This is a genomic window from Alkalilimnicola ehrlichii, assembly GCF_003399765.1.
Lineage (GTDB): Bacteria > Pseudomonadota > Gammaproteobacteria > Nitrococcales > AK92 > AK92.
The window spans coordinates 1-17,692 of the sequence record NZ_NFZV01000014.1 but is presented as its reverse complement, the minus strand read 5'-3'; the positions used below and the strand labels follow the sequence as shown (position 1 = coordinate 17,692).

At 61.7% G+C, this 17,692-nt stretch carries 16 protein-coding genes and 2 pseudogenes; 4 read left to right on the top strand and 14 right to left on the bottom strand.

Annotated elements, in window-relative coordinates:
- Nucleotides 1-21 precede the first annotated feature (21 nt).
- The 3 genes and pseudogenes from CAI21_RS13625 to CAI21_RS13615 all read right to left on the bottom strand — a co-directional run bounded on the left by CAI21_RS13625 (nt 22) and on the right by CAI21_RS13615 (nt 5,763).
- Entirely contained in the window at nt 22-1,524 is a 1,503-nt protein-coding gene (locus CAI21_RS13625; protein ID WP_116302788.1) for a TolC family outer membrane protein, read from the bottom strand.
- Nucleotides 1,521-4,663: pseudogene (locus CAI21_RS13620) on the bottom strand (efflux RND transporter permease subunit). Before CAI21_RS13620 ends, CAI21_RS13625 begins: the two are co-directional and overlap by 4 nt.
- Nucleotides 4,660-5,763, bottom strand: a complete 1,104-nt coding sequence (locus CAI21_RS13615) for an efflux RND transporter periplasmic adaptor subunit (RefSeq protein ID WP_116302787.1) — start codon at nt 5,761-5,763, stop codon at nt 4,660-4,662. The pseudogene CAI21_RS13620 and the gene CAI21_RS13615 overlap by 4 nt, the downstream one beginning before the upstream one ends.
- 436 nt (nt 5,764-6,199) lie before the next feature.
- On the opposite strand from CAI21_RS13615, the gene CAI21_RS13610 reads away from it, so the two are divergent.
- The 4 genes from CAI21_RS13610 to CAI21_RS13595 all read left to right on the top strand — a co-directional run bounded on the left by CAI21_RS13610 (nt 6,200) and on the right by CAI21_RS13595 (nt 7,755).
- On the top strand, nt 6,200-6,790 hold the full coding sequence (locus tag CAI21_RS13610; RefSeq protein WP_116302786.1) for a YhgN family NAAT transporter: 591 nt from the start codon (nt 6,200-6,202) through the stop codon (nt 6,788-6,790).
- A 57-nt stretch (nt 6,791-6,847) separates the two neighbouring features.
- Nucleotides 6,848-7,051, top strand: a complete 204-nt coding sequence (locus CAI21_RS13605; RefSeq protein ID WP_116302785.1) for a CBS domain-containing protein — start codon at nt 6,848-6,850, stop codon at nt 7,049-7,051.
- 8 nt (nt 7,052-7,059) lie between these two features.
- On the top strand, nt 7,060-7,293 hold the full coding sequence (locus CAI21_RS13600; protein ID WP_116302784.1) for a CBS domain-containing protein: 234 nt from the start codon (nt 7,060-7,062) through the stop codon (nt 7,291-7,293).
- 132 nt (nt 7,294-7,425) lie between these two features.
- Nucleotides 7,426-7,755, top strand: a complete 330-nt coding sequence (locus CAI21_RS13595; RefSeq protein ID WP_116302783.1) for a four-helix bundle copper-binding protein — start codon at nt 7,426-7,428, stop codon at nt 7,753-7,755.
- 171 nt (nt 7,756-7,926) lie between these two features.
- Here the strand turns inward: CAI21_RS13595 and CAI21_RS26005 are convergent.
- The 11 genes and pseudogenes from CAI21_RS26005 to CAI21_RS13540 form a co-directional block, all read right to left on the bottom strand.
- Nucleotides 7,927-9,317, bottom strand: a pseudogene (locus tag CAI21_RS26005) (multicopper oxidase family protein).
- A 39-nt stretch (nt 9,318-9,356) separates the two neighbouring features.
- Nucleotides 9,357-10,712, bottom strand: a complete 1,356-nt coding sequence (locus CAI21_RS13585) for a TolC family protein (protein ID WP_116302782.1) — start codon at nt 10,710-10,712, stop codon at nt 9,357-9,359.
- Between the two features lie 2 nt (nt 10,713-10,714).
- Entirely contained in the window at nt 10,715-11,050 is a 336-nt protein-coding gene (locus CAI21_RS23220; RefSeq protein WP_181919428.1) for a hypothetical protein, read from the bottom strand.
- 28 nt (nt 11,051-11,078) lie between these two features.
- Nucleotides 11,079-11,951 carry a CopD family protein gene (locus CAI21_RS13575; RefSeq protein WP_116302781.1) on the bottom strand — a complete coding sequence of 291 codons (873 nt, stop codon included), beginning with the start codon at nt 11,949-11,951 and terminating at the stop codon, nt 11,079-11,081.
- A 9-nt stretch (nt 11,952-11,960) separates the two neighbouring features.
- A complete protein-coding gene (locus tag CAI21_RS13570; protein ID WP_181919427.1) occupies nt 11,961-12,323 on the bottom strand; it encodes a copper resistance CopC family protein in 363 nt (120 codons plus the stop codon).
- A 70-nt stretch (nt 12,324-12,393) separates the two neighbouring features.
- Entirely contained in the window at nt 12,394-12,915 is a 522-nt protein-coding gene (locus tag CAI21_RS13565; RefSeq protein WP_181919426.1) for a DUF2231 domain-containing protein, read from the bottom strand.
- Nucleotides 12,916-13,196: 281 nt separating this feature from the next.
- Complete coding sequence (locus CAI21_RS13560; protein WP_116302778.1) at nt 13,197-13,550, bottom strand: DUF2946 family protein; 354 nt, start codon at nt 13,548-13,550, stop codon at nt 13,197-13,199.
- 228 nt (nt 13,551-13,778) lie between these two features.
- Nucleotides 13,779-16,310: a heavy metal translocating P-type ATPase gene (locus CAI21_RS13555; RefSeq protein WP_116302777.1), complete on the bottom strand. Its 2,532-nt coding sequence runs from the start codon at nt 16,308-16,310 to the stop codon at nt 13,779-13,781.
- A gap of 188 nt (nt 16,311-16,498) precedes the next feature.
- Nucleotides 16,499-16,774: a hypothetical protein gene (locus CAI21_RS13550; protein WP_116302776.1), complete on the bottom strand. Its 276-nt coding sequence runs from the start codon at nt 16,772-16,774 to the stop codon at nt 16,499-16,501.
- A gap of 32 nt (nt 16,775-16,806) precedes the next feature.
- The gene (locus tag CAI21_RS26000; RefSeq protein ID WP_404840875.1) at nt 16,807-16,866 is read right to left on the bottom strand and encodes a DUF2933 domain-containing protein; all 60 of its coding nucleotides are present in this window, start codon (nt 16,864-16,866) and stop codon (nt 16,807-16,809) included.
- 132 nt (nt 16,867-16,998) lie between these two features.
- Complete coding sequence (locus tag CAI21_RS13540; protein ID WP_147305113.1) at nt 16,999-17,355, bottom strand: hypothetical protein; 357 nt, start codon at nt 17,353-17,355, stop codon at nt 16,999-17,001.
- Nucleotides 17,356-17,692 lie beyond the last annotated feature (337 nt).

Below are 17,692 nucleotides of genomic sequence, written 5' to 3'. Positions count from 1 at the left end.
TAAGAAATTGTCTTTTTAGGGCTACAACCATTGCCAAACCACGCGCCTGACCAGAGAAAGCAGGGCACTCTGCATCCCCGCAAAAGGATAAGGGGACCGATCATTATTCACGCGCCAACAAGGCATTAACCTGCGCCAGCGTCTCCTCGACGGGCCGGCGACCGCAGTGTACAACTCAATATAAGCCAATAAATACTCGTAGCGGGCCGCCGCTAAATCGCGCTCGACCTGAAACCTTTCCCGTTGCACGTTCAGTAGATCAAGCGTTGTCCGCTGACCTAGTTCCAACCCTCGCTCGGTAGAGTCTTCCGACAGGCGGGCGGCTTGCAGCGCTTCCACCAACGCGCCGATTTGCTCCAGACTCGACTCTAAGGCGATAAACGCCGATTCCGCCTGCAACGCAGCGTTGCGGCGAGCATCAAGCAGTTGATGGAAAGCCGTTTCTCGCTCGGCAAGCGCTTGCCGCGCACCCGCGCTAATACCGCCGCCGGTGTAAAGCGGCACCGATAATTGAATGCCGATACTGGCTCGGTCCGTCTCCATACTGCCACCGCCCGCCATAGGGTTCTCGCCCTGGTAATCGCGTTGTAGGTTTGCCACCAGATCAAGCCGGGGATAACGCTCTGACCGCGCGACGTCCACGCCGGCTTGCGCCACATCCAACGACAGCTCAGATAACCTCACCTCGACGCTCTGCCGCTCCGCAAGCTCCGCCCAGGCGCTCGGAGCATCGGGCTGCGGCCGCTCAGGCTCGAAGCCCTCGGGGAGGCGAAACACGGCGCTGACCGGGGCGTTAACCGTGCGCCTTAAGGTTTCGCCTGCTAAACGCACTTGACTGCGTGCCTGTAACAAACTTGCTCGGGTGGCCGCGTAACGCGCTCGGGCGTCGTTGACTTCAGTAATAGCGCCGACGCCCAGTTCGTAGCGGCGCTCGGCGCGCTGAAGCTCGTGCTCGACCGTCTCAAGCTCGGCCTCAAAGCTGCGCACGGCGTCCTCCGCTTCTAGCACGGCAAAATAGGCATCCGCCACTCGTAAGGCCAACTGCTGATTGACCGATAGAAATTCCGCATCGGCTAGATCATCCACAATCCGCGCCTGCCGTAACGCAATGAACGCCTCTTGCCGGAAAAGCACCTGATTGACGCTTATCCCGATATTGGCCGTGTTGTAGCTAGCATCGCCTTCCCCCATCATCGGCGCTGCTCCAGGCTCTTGCGGAGGCGGCGAATCGCCAAACTGGGTATCCTCCCAAACACGGTTGGCATTGGCGGAGGCGCTGATCTGCGGCAACAGGTTGGAACGCGCCAACGGAACCTGCTCCTGTTGCGCGCGGCGCTGTTCGCGGGCCGCAGCCAGTTGCGGATCACGCTCTTCTGCAAGCCGATACAGCGTCAACAGATCCGCGCGTTGCGCCTGCGCCGGCGAACCTACCAATAGCGCCAACGCCACGGCTAAACTGAAGCAGCATTTAATCGTTACGCCTATGATTGTCCCGCGCTTACTCACACCAGCATCTGCATTCATACCGGAGTCCCTTTCGGCTCTTGATCCTGCCCGTCCGGCATACCGCGGTCCAACCAGACCAGCATAGCCGGGGTAAATAAAAGCGTTAGCGGTGTCGTGACGACTAGCCCGCCGACGATGGCCGTGGCAAGCGAAACCCACCACTGGGTGGCGGGAGCACCGAAGTAGATGTCCCGCTCGACAAAGTCGATCGTTAAACCCAACACCATCGGCGACAAGCCAAGAATAGTGGTAATAGCCGTCAATAAAACGGGGCGCAGACGTTGGGCGCCCGCCCTCAAAGCCGCTTCGACCTTCTCAACGCCTTGTCTGCGAATCACATTGTAGGTATCGATCAGAACGATGTTGTTGTTAACCACGATGCCGGCAAGCGCCAAAATCCCGATACCGCTCATGACGACGTTAAACGGCTGACCACGCACCAAAAGCCCCAACAAAACCCCAGCCGTCGAGAACACGATTGCCGACATCACCAACGCAGCTTGCGAGAGGCTGTTGAACTGCGTCACCATGATCATGTACATCAGGAAAATCGAGACCAGAAATGCCGTCAGCAGAAATTGCCCCGCCTCTTCTTGATCCTCCGCTTGGCCTCGAAAAACAAACTCAACGCCCTCCGGCAGCTCGGCCGTCGCTAGCGCTTCTCGCAAGCGGTTGATTTGTTCGTTCGGCAGTCGCCCCTCCGCCGCATCCGCTTCAACCCGGTAAGCAGGTCGACCATCGACCCGATTAATAAGCCCTGTCGCCGGTGCGGCCTCCATCGTTACAAAGTTGGTAATCGGTACCATGCCACTCGGGGTCGGCACCCGAAGCCGGGCCAGATCCTCGACATTCCGACGCTCCAAAGGAAAACGCATACGAATATCGACTTCTTCGTCGCTGTACTCCGGCCGGTACACGCCTAAAACCGCACCGGCGGTCAGCATCTGCACCGCCTGACCGAGCATAGATACGTCGGCGCCGTAACGCGCGGCCTCCTCACGATCGACGGCCATCCGCAACTCCACCCCAGGCGTAGGCCGATCATCTTGGATATCGACAAAACCGCCTAGATCAGCCATCAAATCACGCACCTGCCGCACCGCCTCCAGCAGCAGCGGCCGCTGTTCGCCACTCAGCTCGACGACGATCGGACGCCCGGCATCCGGCCCCTGCTCTTCCTCGCGTACCTGAATTTGTAAACCGGCCATGCCTGCCGTGCGCTCTCGTGCCACGGCGGAGATCTCGGCCGCTGGTGGCCGCACCCGCCAATGCTCCAATTCAAGACGGATGACACCGATGGCATCGGCGGGCAGATCCTGTTCCAGGCGTATTTGCTGATCGGCGATTGTCTGTGTGTTAACAGCTTTAACGCCCTCTACCCCCATAAGGCGTTGCTCAACCTGCTGAACCAGTTCGTCGGCCTCCCATACGGAAAGATCGCCCCGCGCTTGAACCTGCACTTGCAACGCTTCCGGCTCGATGTTGGGAAAAAACTCAACGCCTCGCCCCAGCGCGGCATACATCAGATAAAGCCCCACCGCTAATGCGACCGTTCCCGCCAACGTCAGGGCTGGCCGCCGACAAAGGCGACGCAATAGGCCGACATACTTAACGACGACCTTACCCGCATCGTCAAAATTACCCGCCTCCGCCGCTTGCAACCGCCGCATCTTGGCATCTTCGACGACGTGCCGCGGGCCGAAGGTTTGCCCCAAAGCCGGCACAAACACCAACGCCATCAGCAACGAGGCAAGCAGCGTAACGATAACGGTCGCCGGCAGGTAAACAATGAATTCGCCGATCATTCCCGGCCAAAACAGCATGGGCACAAAAACGGCAATGGTCGTCGCCACCGAGCCGGTAATCGGCCACGCCATACGCTGCGCGGCGTGCAGAAAAGCCTCGCGCCGATCTTCCCCCTCGGTGATGTAGCGATCGGCTAGCTCGACGACCACAATAGCGCCGTCCACCAACATGCCGACGACCAAAATCAGGCCGAACAACACCACCATATTCAGCGTAAACCCCATGCTGTAGAGCGCGAGAACGCCCGTTAGAAAGGCGCCGGGAACGGCGATCGCAACCAGTAACGCGGCACGCAGGCCTAAAGCGGCGATGATGGTCAGCGCCACCAACAGCACCGCCACGATTACCGTGTTTTCAAGGTCGCCGAGCATGTCGTCGATCTGATCGGCCTGGTCTTGTAATAACGTGACCTGCAAGCTCTCGGGCCAATCGGCCCGCGCCTGATCGATCTCTTCCAGAACCTCTGCAACGGTAGCCAGCACGTTGGCGCCCGTGCGCGGTCTAACATCGAGCGTCATCGCCAACTGCCCGTTAATACGAGAAAAGCTCTCCGGGTCCGTGAACCCTTCCCGCACCTCGGCAACGTCGGCGACCGTAATCACCGTGCCATCCTCGACCCGAACCGCAACGTTGAGGACATCGCTCATATCTTCGATGGTGCCCGGCACGATGACGCCGATACGGCCGACACCGGCATGCACCGAACCGGCGGGCACGAGCTGATTGTTCTGCTCGATGGCGTTAGCGACTTCCTGAAAGGAGATCTCATAGGTTTCCATGACGGTCGGGTCGACCAAAACCTCCATGACCTCCTCGCGCTCCCCATGAATATCAATCTCCAAAACGCCCTCGATACCTTCCAATCGATCCCGTAAATTACGGGCGACCTGCTGCAAGCTTCGCTCCTCCAAGGGGCCGGATAAGACAATGCTGAGAATGGGGAACAAATCCATATTGACTTCATTGACGACCGGCGCATCCGCCCCCGCCGGTAGTTCCGGCTCGGCGACATCGACCGCCTGCTGCACATCGAGCATCGCGGTACGGCTATCGAAGCCTGGGATAAAATCCAAACGAACGACGCCGAACCCCTCCCCCGCGTTAGAAATCATCTCGTCCAAGCCTTCGAGCTGTTGTAGCTCCCGCTCCAAAGGCTCTAGCAAAAGGCGTTCGGCATCTTCGGCCGACACGCCCGGATAAGTCACAGTGACAAAGAAATAGGGATATCGATATCGGGCGCAGCCTCCTTCGGCGCCGCTAGATAGGCGCCGCCACCCGCGGTTACCAGCAGTAGAAGCAACAGCAACAGGGTTCGCCCGCGGCTGAGCAAGCCGGCAAGGATGGCCTTCATTCCTCACCCTCCTCGGCTTGTCCGACCTCCAGAACCTCCTCCGCGCGGGCAATAACGTCTTCTCCCGCCCGGACAAAACCTTGCCCTACAGTAATGATGCGGGCTTCTTCGGGAAGCCCTGCGACCCATAAACCTTGGCGCTCGGCGCGCACGACCTCGATGGGGTGGAAGACAACGCGGCCGCGGTCGTCAACCGTTTTCACCCCGACGCGGCCTTCGTCATCGAGACCGATGATGGCTGGCGAGACGAGGTGCGCCGGTACCGCTTGGGTGGGAATCTCTACTTCCGCGCTGGTACCCGCCGGCAAGATTTGGTCTTGGTTTGGGATTTCGACTTCGACAACGAAGGTGCGGGTCGCCGGATCGGCAAAGGTACTAACGAAGGTGACTTCTCCCTCTACCACGCCAAAGCGAAGAATATTGACCCGAGCGCTTTGCCCTACCTCAACCTGATCGATGCTGTGCTGAGGCACCTGCACAGTCGCCCGCAGGGGGTCGTTGTTAACGATTTGTGCGACTTCGCCGCCCGCAGCAACGAAATCGCCCCGTTCCGCGATCCGCTCGTTAACCCGCCCTGGGATCGGCGCTCGAATCCGCGTACGATCGATGTCCTCTTCGATAGCAGCCAGTTGGGCTTGGGCGGCCTCCAGCTCGGCAAGAGCGCTGTCTAACTGAATCTCCGGCTCGTAGCCATCCTCGACCAGCTGCCTCGTCGCTCGTAGCTGATGTTCCGCTACATTAACTTGCGCCTGTGCTTGTCGCAGCTGCGACTCTCGCTCGCCCAACTCAAGTTCTGCTAACAGATCGCCGCTGCTGACCGCGGCGCCTCGAGGCACCTGCCAAGCCAACACTTGGCCACCGGTTTCGGCTCGCACCAGAACGACTTGTTCCGGCCGCAGGTCGCCTTGCAAGACGAGTAGCCGTTCAACAGGCTCCGCCTGCGATACGCGAACGGCCACCGCAGTCCGCTGATCCTCGGGAGGGCCTGCCGCCGCCTCCGGCTCGCCGTCCCGCAACAACACTCCGCTTGCAATCCAGATAACCACAAGGGCAAGCACGCCGACAATAAGCCAAATTCTTGTACCGCCCGGCACGCGCATCACTGTACCTCTTACTTACTTCGCCTACGCCCGCTGTTAGCTCTGCCGATACGTCCTACCATCAAAAATGTCTGACCAAGCGGGCATACTCGCCGGTTTATTCGCTAACATCGCGCTTTTGCTTAGGTAGCCGTTCAAGAAGAAACTGGGGATTGCGCGCCAGAACTCACGCCCGGCTCGGTTATAAGCGGAAACCTTATTGGCGTTACCAGCCAGACAAGCGCAACAGTGCCAACAGCATCCGCTTCGCTTTACGCTCGCTTCGAGCGTCGTTATTTGATGCTCAATAGGAAGAAATAATTCGAAGGAGATCGATAACCTCAACCAAGAAAGGCGGGAGGCGCTATTAGGCAGGTGTTCTCTGGCCGGCTGGACTCAATCGCTAAAGTAATACCAATGCAATCGTAGCGACACGACAGGCAGAAGGATCTTGGCCATGGATATTGTCGGCACCGCCCTACTGCTATTCCTGATCATCGACCCCATCGGTAATATTCCGGTATTTCTGGCTGTGCTACGCGGTATGACACCATCCCGTCGTCGCTACGTCATCATCCGCGAACTGCTGTTCGCTCTGGCTGTGATGCTGCTGTTCCTCTTCGCCGGCAACGCTCTGCTTGGCGTACTGGAGCTGCGCCAGGAGGCGTTAAGCATCGCCGGCGGTATTATCCTCTTTCTCATCGCGCTACGTATGATTTTCCCTGCCCAGTACGGCGTAGTGGCGCAAGACGAAGACCCGTTTTTCGTACCGCTGGCGGTGCCGCTGGTGGCAGGCCCGTCGGTTATTGCGGTCTTGCTTCTGCTCGTTAGCCGTGAGCCGGGCCGAGTGTTGGAGTGGTTGGCGGCGCTGATTCTCGCCTGGGCGGCCAGCGCCGTCATTCTCCTAGCCTCCGGCAGCTTCTACCGTATCTTCTCCGAGCGCGGCCTACGCGCCATGGAACGCTTAATGGGTATGCTGCTGATCCTGCTCAGCGTGCAGATGCTATTAGACGGCATCAGCGAATTTGTCTACAGGCTTTTGGAATAAGTCCGCCAGACCCACTAAGTGCAGTGCGAGACAAAGCGATACGACAAGGAGAGCGCTATGGTTGTAGTTGAGGCCATGACGCGTGGCTATCAGCAGGTAAAGACCACGGACAGTATCCGGACTGCGGCACAGCTAATGCGGGAGCAAGACATCGGCATGCTGCCGGTGGTAGACGAACACGACGAAATAATCGGCACAGTCACCGACCGTGACATTACCACCCGCGCGTCGCCGCGGGCCGCTCCGCCAGCACCAGCATAGACTGCTGCATGACATCCAAGCCGGTCTTTTGCTATGCCGACGACGACATTTACACAGCGGCGGAGATAATGAAGCGGGAGAAAGTGCGCCGGTTGCTAGTACGCAATCATGACCAACAACCCATAGGCGTTCTGGCTCAGGCGGATCTGGTTGCCGCCATCGCTCCCTATGGGCTGGCAGCGGAGACGGTAGCAGAAATCTCGCAGCCGGGTGGCGCGCACTCTCAGCAGCGCAAGCAATAGCGAGAAGCCTGGTTTCGACAGGCGCTTGCGCTGCTCGTAATCGACGAGGACGCGCTGACACCGTTAACCGGCCCTAACATCCCATGTCGCTAGAGATTTGGCACCCGCAACCGCCAGTGGAAGGAGACCACGATGGCACACGACAAATACCGATCTTGTATTGATGCCTGCTACGCTTGCGCAGCCGCCTGCGACCATTGCGCCGCCGCCTGTCTGCAGGAGCAGGATGTCAACATGTTGGCCGAATGTATCAAGCTCGACATCGACTGTGCCGAAATATGCCGGCTTGCTGCGGGCTACATGGCGCGCGACAGCGCGAAAGTTAGTGCCATTTGCAAGCTGTGCGCAGAACTCTGCGATACTTGTGCAGCAGAGTGCGAGCAACACGAGCACGGGCACTGTAAGGAATGTGCGCAGGCCTGTCGGCGCTGTGCCGAGGAATGCCGCAAAATGGCCGCCTGAGCGAATAAAAGCGACGACTCCGCCCTTCGGTCTCGTGGTTACCTTCCGTCCGCGTGAACTCCACCCTCCGTAGGTTGTGGACCACGTTGCCGCTGGCTACAAATCAGCACGCCCCGGTACTCAATGTAGACACCGAGGTAGCCACGGACGCTAGGTGCCCAAACGGTCAGTTCAATGATGTCCCTCGTGAACAGGGCGCCGCTCGTCGGGCACCTCCTCGCGCGGCGAAACATCGATACCGTCGCGCCGCAGCTCTTCCTCGCGGGCGAGCCGCGCCTCGGTACCCTCCGGGTTCTCGTACCAGCCCGGATCTTCATCGTAGTTCTCCAGCTCGTCGCGGACCTTGAGGACGGTGACCATGCCGCCCATGGTGATATAACCGCGCGGCCCGGGCATGCCGACCATGGGGATGCTATTCTCCGGTACTCGCATGTGCCCCGCCTCGACGTGCTCGCCGTGATCGCCCATCCCCGTCTCGCCCATGGTCATGTAACCAGGCAGCATACTCTGCATCCGCTCGTCGAAATCGCCCGGATCGACCCCGATCATGTTCGGGATGCCGTGCCCCATCTGGTTCATTATGTGATGGGTCATATGGCAATGCAGCGCCCAGTCGCCAGGGTTGTCGGCGACGAACTCGATGGTGCGGGTAGAACCTACGGGCACGATCACGGTGGTCTCCGGCCAGCGACCTGCTTCGGGAATCACCCCCCGTCGGTTTCTACGACGGTGAACTTGTGACCGTGGATATGTATCGGGTGGTGGTTTTCTGCGCTGGGGTTGGCAATGCGAATACGTACCCGATCCCCTGTGCGCACCACCAGCGGCGCGGTGCCGGGGAAGGCCTTGGCATTGATGGTAAAGAGATTTAGTGCCTCCATCTCGTTCGGGTCCGGCCGCTCGGTACCGGCATGGATCGCCCACTCACTCAGCACCAGCGCGAAGTCTCGGTCGACAGGTCGGCGATCCTGCGCCCGGCGCGGATGCACGACCAGCGCCCCCATCATCCCCATAGCCATCTGCGTCATCTCATTGTGATGCGAGTGGTACATCAGCATCCCGTGCTGATGGAAGGTCCACTCGTACTTGAAAGTCTCGCCCGGACGAATCGGCGCCTGACTGAGGCCCGCCACGCCGTCCATACCGCTGGGCAGTAGGACGCCATGCCAGTGGATCGAAGTCTCGGCAGGAAGCCGGTTGGTTACGTAGATCCTGACTCGATCGCCTTCTACCGCCTCTATCGTGGGCCCATGAACCCGACCGTTGAACCCCCAGAGATTGGCCCGCAGGCCCGGCGCGAATTCATGGCGAACGGGCTCGACAATAAGGTGATAAACTTTAACCCCGTCAACCACCCGATATTCGAGGCTCGCCCCGTTAGGCGTCACCACCGGCTGGTAGTCCGCTCCGCGCCGCCCCGGCTCAAGCGGCGGTCGGGTCCAGACCGGCGTGCGCTCCACTGCCGCAGCCTCCTGGGCGCCGACCTTGCCGGCATAATGCAGCACACCGGTGCCGGCCACGAGCGCCGCCCCAGCCCCTTTCAACATGTTTCTACGCGTCACATCCATCGCCTTATCCTCTACAAGAGCTGAGGGAGCCCCTCAGTCGCGGCTGCCGGCGGGCAGCTGGCCGGAAAGAATTAGTTCGAGTTCGGCATCCGCCCGCCAGTAGCGGTAGAGCTCGTTGACGTATCGCTCGCCAAGCTCGATCAAGAGCTGAGGAACGCCGATCTGCATAGCGTTGTAATGAAGCTGGGATTCCCGGGTAATGCGCTCCCGAAGCGGCAACAGCAGCTCACGGATAAACGCCACCCGCTGCGCCGCGAGCTGCCGACGCAGATAGGCCTCGCGCGCTACCGCTCGAACCTCGACCGCGCGGGCAACGTACAAGTGCTGCTGGCGGCCGATCTCCTCGCGCGCCGCTGCGCGCCTGGCTTGCCCACGGTCGAACAACGGAAGGCCGATCGAGAGTTCCGGACCGGCGGACCACTCACCGTCGGCGCGCTCGGCCTCGACGCCGACCTCGAGTGCCGGAACCAACGTCGTCGCGTTGACGATCCCGAACTGCTGGCCCAGGGCTTCCAGCTGTCGGCGTGCGATCCGCAGATCCAGGCTTGCCTCGATCGCCCGAGCTTCGACCGCCTCAATGGGCGCGGGTTCTGCCGGCACCTCGGGCAGGCGGTCGGCAATCGTCCAAGTCGTCTGCGGACCCCACACGCCCATCAAGACATTCAGCCGCTCGCGGGCAGCGATCAGCTCCACCTCGGCCTCGGCTTGCGCCAGGCGCGCCTCTTCGTGCAGCACCCGTTCCTGTGCAAGCGCCAGCGCGGTGATGTTGCCCGCATCGCGCAGCCGCTCGGAAAACTCCAGCGCAAGCCCGGTGGCCAATACGACCTGCTCGCGCATCTCGAGCCGCTGCTGTGCAGCCTGCACGGCATAGAAGGCCACGCGCGTGCGATGGGCATGATCCAGCACGGCCCCCGTCACCCGTTTTTTGGCCGCATCGAACTGCGCCTCGGCCACCCGAATCCGTAGCGGGATGTAAAACACATCGAGAAAACCCTGACTGACGCCGAGCGTAAGTTCAGAAGAGCCGCCGTTGAGCGGGAAAAGCACGCCAGCGCTGAAGACCGGATTTTGCAGGAGGCCAGCCCCGACGAGCTCGGCCTGCGCGACCCCCAGATCGGCATAAACGGCTTGGAGGTTGCGGTTGTTGAGCAGTGCGATCTGCACCGCCTCGTCGACCTTGAGCGAGTCGCGCTCGAGGATCTCCCGAATGGCTTCGGTCACCGCTTGATCCTCTTCCGTGCCGCGGATCCATTGAACCTCAGGCAGGCCACGCTCCGACGCTTCGGTGCGGACTTCCGCAAAGCCCGCACGCGGCTCGATCGTGGCGCAACCAGCCAGCAGCGCCAGGGCGCCTGTGACGGAGGCTATCCAAACGACAGGGCGTACCATACTTAATGCCCTCCGTGGTCGCCGTGGTCGCCGTGGTCGCCGTGGTCGTGATGGTCGTGATGGTCGTGATCCATGTGCCTATGGTCGTCATGGTTCATATGATCGCGTTCCTGCATAACGCCGGGCTCGCCGGTATCCGCCGCCGGCTCGATCGGCGGGCGGCCGGTGAGCACGTTAGAGGGTTGGGGCATCGGTGCCTGGACAGCCTCCGCGCTCGCCGGATGGGCGGCGCTGAGCGGCTGCGGTTCGTACGCGGTCGCACAACCGGCGAGAGTCAGCGGCAAGGCGATCAAAAGCCCTTTGGAGCTGAGGTGTCGGTATTTCTTTATGCGCAGCATCGGAAAATCCTTGTAGCAAGTTCGGCCGCTAGCCGAACGGCGAGAAGTATGTGGTTAGGATCGCGGTGGTCAGCAGGATCAGCAGCGCGAGAACGATCTCGAGGGCGATCGCTCCCCTGAGCGCGCCGGCCGCCTGCCCGTCGCCCGCTATCAGCCCAGGCACCAGACGGAAACGGTTGAGCGCCGCCAGCAAAAGCAGCACAGCGACCAGGGCGAGCTTGATCATCAGCGTAATCCCGTACGCGGTCTGCCAAAGCGCCGCGAGGCTGCCCAGCAGCAGGACGGAGAGCACCACCCCGGCCAGCACCAGGGCGCCGACCAGGAACATCGCAATCACTCCGAAGCGTTCGAGAATCGCCCCGGCCCGCGCATGCTCCCCTGCCCGGACGATAAGCAGCAGCGGCCAAAGGGCCCCTAGCCAATACGCGGCGCCCACCAGATGTATCGCGATCAGACTCCGACCGATCAGTGCGTCGTATACCCCTGCATGTCCGGTCACGGTAAGCGAGGCAATTACGAGCAGCGCGCCGGTTCCGCTAACCCAGGCGCCCAGCGGGTGACGCCAGATCACCAGCACGATCAACGCAAAACCGAGCACCCGTAGCAGCACGCCCACCCCCACCGGAGAGAAGGCGAGCATCTCGAGTAGAAACGGATCGAACATGCCGTCGATACCGCCGGCATTGAGGTAGCCCACCCGCACGGGGATGACGAGCGCTGCCACCGCAAGCCCGATCACTGCGAGCACGAGCACTGCCCACGCGATGCGGGCGCGCTCGGCCGCTGTCACGCGAGAGAAGAGCAGTAGAAACAACACGCCACCGGAGGCGAACAGCCCGGTCGCGTAGGTCAGCAGCTGGAGCGCGAAGTTTGTCAGCTGCCATACGATGTCGGCGCCCATCACGTGGCCTTATCGCGCCGCGACGGTGAACTCGACACTACCCGACATCACGTGCCCATCGGCCGCTATGCCGCGCCACTGAACGACATAGTGGCCGGGCGCGAGTTCCGGTAGCGCGAGGCTGTGTTCGGAGGCGGGCCGGTTCGGGGTTTCGAGGCTCACCGCCTCGCCCTCGTGGCGACGCAGCACCGCAGAGGTCAGTCGGAGGGTATGCCCGAACTTAAGCTCGAACTGCTCGGGCACCTCCTCGGCGCTGAGGGTTGCACCGTCCTTCGGTACCGACCCTTCGAAAGGGGCGTGAGCCTGTACGGTGGAAACCGCAAGCAGCCAAACGGCCAGGGCGAGTGCGCCGAAGAGCTTCGTGTATTGCATGATCCTTACTCCTTGTCGATTCGGTAAGGCGCGGCAACGCCGCGCGGTTGGCGTAGTTGATCGGTTCTGCTCAATGTGGATGGTCGTCCTCCTCCTCTGGGGAATCGGCCTGCACCGGTGCACCGTGCTGGTGGTCGTCGACATCAGGCAGCCGCTCTACCCCGACACCGTGGCGAAAAACCACTTCCGCGCCCCGCTGGCCGGCCACCGTGAGCAGTACCGCACCGATTACTAGCGCCGCCGCGAACACCCCAGACTCGCGCCGGTTACGCAGCAAGCGCGTATACACTACCCACACGGACAGGATCACGAACCCAACGAAGGTGGTCAGCGCCCAGTTGCGGTGGGTCGCCATCGCCGCATGCGCCGGCCCGTCATGTGGCACTGTGTTGTAGGCCTGCAGGCCGGTGACCACGGTCAGCACCGTGAACGCGGTTCCCAGCCACAGGTTCCAACGCGCCACCAGCCGCGTACGCTCGGCCCACCGCTCGGGCAGCACGAGCGCAACGAGGTAGAGCATGACCGCCGTGGCCAGAAGTCCGACAGTGAAGTTGACGAAAATCGGATGCCAGTTCGGGATGATCTCCGGCATCGTGCGCCTCCCTGTTTGCACGTCGATGGACCGCATCGCTCGGGGCATTCAACCAACGCTGCGAGACTGCTGATAAAGACCCCAACGTCCGGCGCATACTGCTCTGATCGGCCGACAGCGCATAGACGACACGCAGCAGGACTACAGCATGCATGTAAAGAGCGAACATCTCGGCAGCAGGACACTACGAAAAGACATCGCCCAAATCATGGACAGTAAGGGATGATCTTTATGTAAACGCCCAGGAAAGCCAGCGTACGGGTGCAGCCGGCCTGCGGGCCTTAGGCAAGCGCCCGTGGAGGGCGTAGAAAACGTTCGCTACGCAGGGGGAGCACACTGAAGCCGGCGGTATCAATGACGTCGGAGAAGAGTTCGGGGGATACGAACACGCCCAGCGCCGCTACACTGGCGTGACACTGGATGCAGAACTCACAGTCCGCCGCCCCATGAGCGCCGGCCGAATGCGGGCTGTGCTCGAGCTCGGCATGATGAGCACCCTGCGCGTCGCATCCGGCGACGACATTCCCTGCGGAGTGATCAACTGAGTAGGCGGCGAGATAGCCGTGCGTTATCGTCACGGCAATAAGCGCCATGAGTACCGCCAAGCATATTGACCGTCGCAACGTCTTTGACATGCATCAAGCCTAGCAAGGGCAGGCACACCGAGCAAGCGACACTGTGCGATTCTCGGTGCCCTTAGCAGAAGCCAAGATCGACCATGCGGGCACGCGCTGCGGCAGCGGTCGATCGAGAAAGACGTACGAAGGCGGCGCCCGTATACTTTTTCTACGAGAAGACCGGCAGGCTATAGCCTGCCGGAGTATTATCTTTAGGCGCTGACCGAAGCGCACATGAGAATATCCTTAGCTATCACTATGCTCATCCACGCCCAGGCGGGTGCGCTTTAGCAGCAGCGAATTGCCGATAACGGACAGAGAGCTCGCCGTCATAGCGACCACGCCGATCATCGGATGCAGCAAACCTATCGCGGCAATGGGGATGGCCGCTGCGTTGTAGCCCCAGGCCCAGAACATGTTCTGGACAATCTTGCCGAAGGTCGCTCTGGACAAGCGGATCGCCTCCACCACCTTGGTCAGCTCACCGCTGACCAGCGTGATATCTGCCGCCTCGATGGCGACATCGGCGCCAGCGCCGATGGCGATGCCGACGTTGGCCTGCTTGAGCGCCGGGGCATCGTTGATACCGTCGCCCACCATAGCCACCGCGGCACCCTGCTCTTCCTGCAGATGCCGCACCGCATCCACCTTGCCCTCGGGCAGCACACCGGCGAACACCTCTTCGATACCGACCTGCTCGGCGACGTGGCGGGCGGTACGCTCGTTGTCGCCGGTGATCATCACCGGGCGGATGCCCATCTCGCGGAAAGCAGCGATGGCGGCTCGGGACTCATCCTTAACCGTGTCGGCGACGGCCACAATACCGGCAGCCCGCTCGCCGATGGCAACGAGCATGGCTGTCTTGCCCTCGTTCTCGAGCCGGGTCAAACCCTCGTCTAACTGTCCAAGGCCAATATCGGACTCGGCTAGCAAGCGGCGGCTGCCGACCCGTATCCGCACACCGGCCACCTTGCCCTCGACGCCGCGGGCGGTCAGAGAACGGAACTGCTCCACCTTGGGCAAGTCGATCCCACGGCCGCGGGCGCCGTCTACAATTGCTCGCGCCAGCGGGTGCTCGGAGCCCGCCTCGATGGTCGCGGCGGCGGCCAACACCTGCTGCTCATCGAAGCCAGGCTCGGCCAGCACGTCCACCAGCACCGGCTGCCCCTTGGTGATGGTGCCGGTCTTATCGAGCACCACGATGCGGATGTCCTTCATAGACTGGATGGCCTCGCCAGAGCGGATCAGCACCCCGCGCTCGGCGCCCAAACCCGAGCCGACCATAATAGCAGTTGGCGTTGCCAGCCCAAGCGCACAGGGGCAGGCGATCACCAGCACGGCAATACCGGCCAACAGGGCAAGCGGCAGCGCCCCCAGCTCAGGGTTGACCCAGGGCAGGAAGGTGGCCCCCCATTCGAGGATCGGTCGCAGAGCATCGGCGAACAGCAGCCATGCCAGGAAGCTTGCGAGCGAGATCAGCAACACCGCCGGCACAAATCTTGCCGTCAGCCGGTCGGCAAACTCCTGAATCGGCACTTTTGAACCTTGCGCCTCCTCGACCAGGCGAATCACCTGTGAGAGGAAGGTGTCGGCACCGACGCGGGTGACCCGCACCGTGAGCAACCCCTCCTTGTTGATGGTGGCACCGATCACCTCGGCGCCCGGCCCCTTCTCGACCGGCACCGACTCGCCGGTGGCGATGGACTCGTCGACATGGCTGACGCCCTCGACGATCTCCCCGTCGGTAGGAATCTTGCCACCCGGGCGGACAAGCATCAGGTCCCCGCGCATGAGCTGCGCCACCGGCACTTCCACCTCCTGGCCGTCACGCAGCACGCTGGCGGTCTTCGCACCCATCATCACCAGTTTGCGGATAGCCTGTGAGGCCCGGCCCTTGGCGCGAGCCTCCAGGTATCGACCGAGCAGGTGAAACGTCATGATGGTGGCCGCCATCTCGATAAACGAGGTCATCGGATAGATGAAACCGGCCAGGCCGATCAGGTACGGCGGCAGACTACCCATGCTGATCAGCACGTCCATGTTGGCGGTGCGATTGGTGAGCGCGCGCCAGGAAGAGCGGTGTGTCGCCCAGCCACCGGCCAGGAACACCACCGGGAAGGCCAGGATGGCGACGATAGCAAGATAGCCAGGGATCGGCGCGACGAACATGTGCACCATCATGATGACCATGATCAGCGTCGCCGGCACGGCGGCGATCCACAGCCGCCGCCAAGCGGTGCTCAGATACGCCTCCTCGATCGCCGCCTCGGCTTCCGGCGTCGCGGATGCACCCTCGTCGACCGCCGCAACGTCATAGCCCGCGCGCTCCACCGCGAGCCGGATGGTGGCCGGCTCGGTCTGCCGGGGGTCGAAGCGCACGATCACCCGATGCTCGGCGATGTTGGTGCGGACGGCCGCGATCCCGGGGAGCCGCTTGATCGAGCCGGCCACCAGGCCCGCGCAATGATCGCTCCCCATACCCGGCACCGTCAGCCGCACCTCGCCGGCCGTTTCGATGCCGTGCTCCTGCACACGGACCACATCGTAGCCGCCCCGCTCGACAGCTGTCTTGAGCTGCTCGGGTGTGAGTCGCTCGGGGTCGAAGCTAACCGTCACGCGGTGATTGGCAACGTTGGTGCGGATCTCGCCGACTCCGTCGAGACGGTTCAGCGACGCCTTTACCAGCCCGGCACAATGGTCACTGCCCATTCCCGGCACCGTCAGGACGGCTCGCCCTCGACCAGCTTCGGAGTTTGTCACGGGTTCAACGGTACTCATAGGCAACCCTTCATATTATGTGTCCCGCGGAGGTGGCAGCAGCCACCTCCGACAACTCAGCACCTAGTTCAAGCCGCCGACCTAACGGTCGCTGTGGCTGTGCCCCATACCACTGCCGTGCATGCCTCCTTCGCTGTCCATGTGCTGCATCATCTTTTGGCACATCTGCATGTGATTCTCCATCTCGCTCATGGCCTGCTGCATCGTCTGCTGATGCTGGCGCAGCAGCGTTCGCGCTCAGCCGGGTCGTCCGTCTCCCGAATCGCTTGCATCTGGTTCTGCATGGTCTGCATGTGCTGATGCATCTCTTGCATCCGCCCCTGCATATCCATCGTGCTCATCTCGCTAGGCACCTGCTGCGTCTGCGCGTTCGACTGCCCGGCATGATGCGCTTCGTCGGCATTGGCCAGCGGTATACTCAGCATCAGCGCCAACGCGCTCACAGTGATAATCTTGCGGGACATAAGTAAAACTCCTTGCCCAATCGGACAGCTGTTCAGTGGTACTTGCGACCTTCGTGCCTGCGGCGCATGAAAAGATGCAGCAGCGGGCACACAGGCCGCCAACCACAAGGCCGTGGACCGGCTATCGGGGGGATGACGCTCGGTCATGCTGCGCCTCGGCAAATGATCCATATCGACTCCCCAGAGGAGAGCGGCGGAATACCAATAGGCGTACAGCAGGTAGATCAGATACGCAGACGAGCGGTGACGAGATAAACCGGAGGTCCCGCCTCCGACACTAACTCATCGGGGCAAACCTCTAAACCTGCCAGGGTGGCGGTGGCGAGAAGCGGCGGCTCCGGCAAACCGGCCAGCGCCGCCAGCTTGAACTGGCGGTTGTCGTCGGCGGCCTTGCTGGCGCCGACCTTGTAGTCGCGCCCATGCTGATCGCAGGCATCGGTGGGTATGTTCTGGTCGAGCTGAGCGCTCTCCGAGGCGGCGGCGAACGTCTCCGGCAGGCAAGGCGTAGCGAACGCCACCGACCATACAGCCAGCAGCAGCACCGCCAGCGCGGCACGAGAGCGCAATAACTTTCGGCCCACCCCGTACATCGTTCGGTCCCTTAGGCATCCCAGAAGACGTCACGTCGATCCATACAAAATAAGGTAAGCGCCCGGCTATCTCCAGGGCTTGATATAGATCAATGCCCGTCGCGGATGACGCCTTTAGACCGGATTATTACCGCAGATCAATGGCACCGCTTCCACCGGGCCGAAGGCCATACAGCGGCACGTCCCGACCAGCACCGAGCGCCGTAGCGCGCCTCGTCGAACCCTACTTGTCTCTCACGAACGTCCACTTCGCCTATACCCAAGAATCGCTATGGGATCTCAGCGAGGACTCCTACCCGTTCCGCGACACCGTTCACCGACCCAGCAT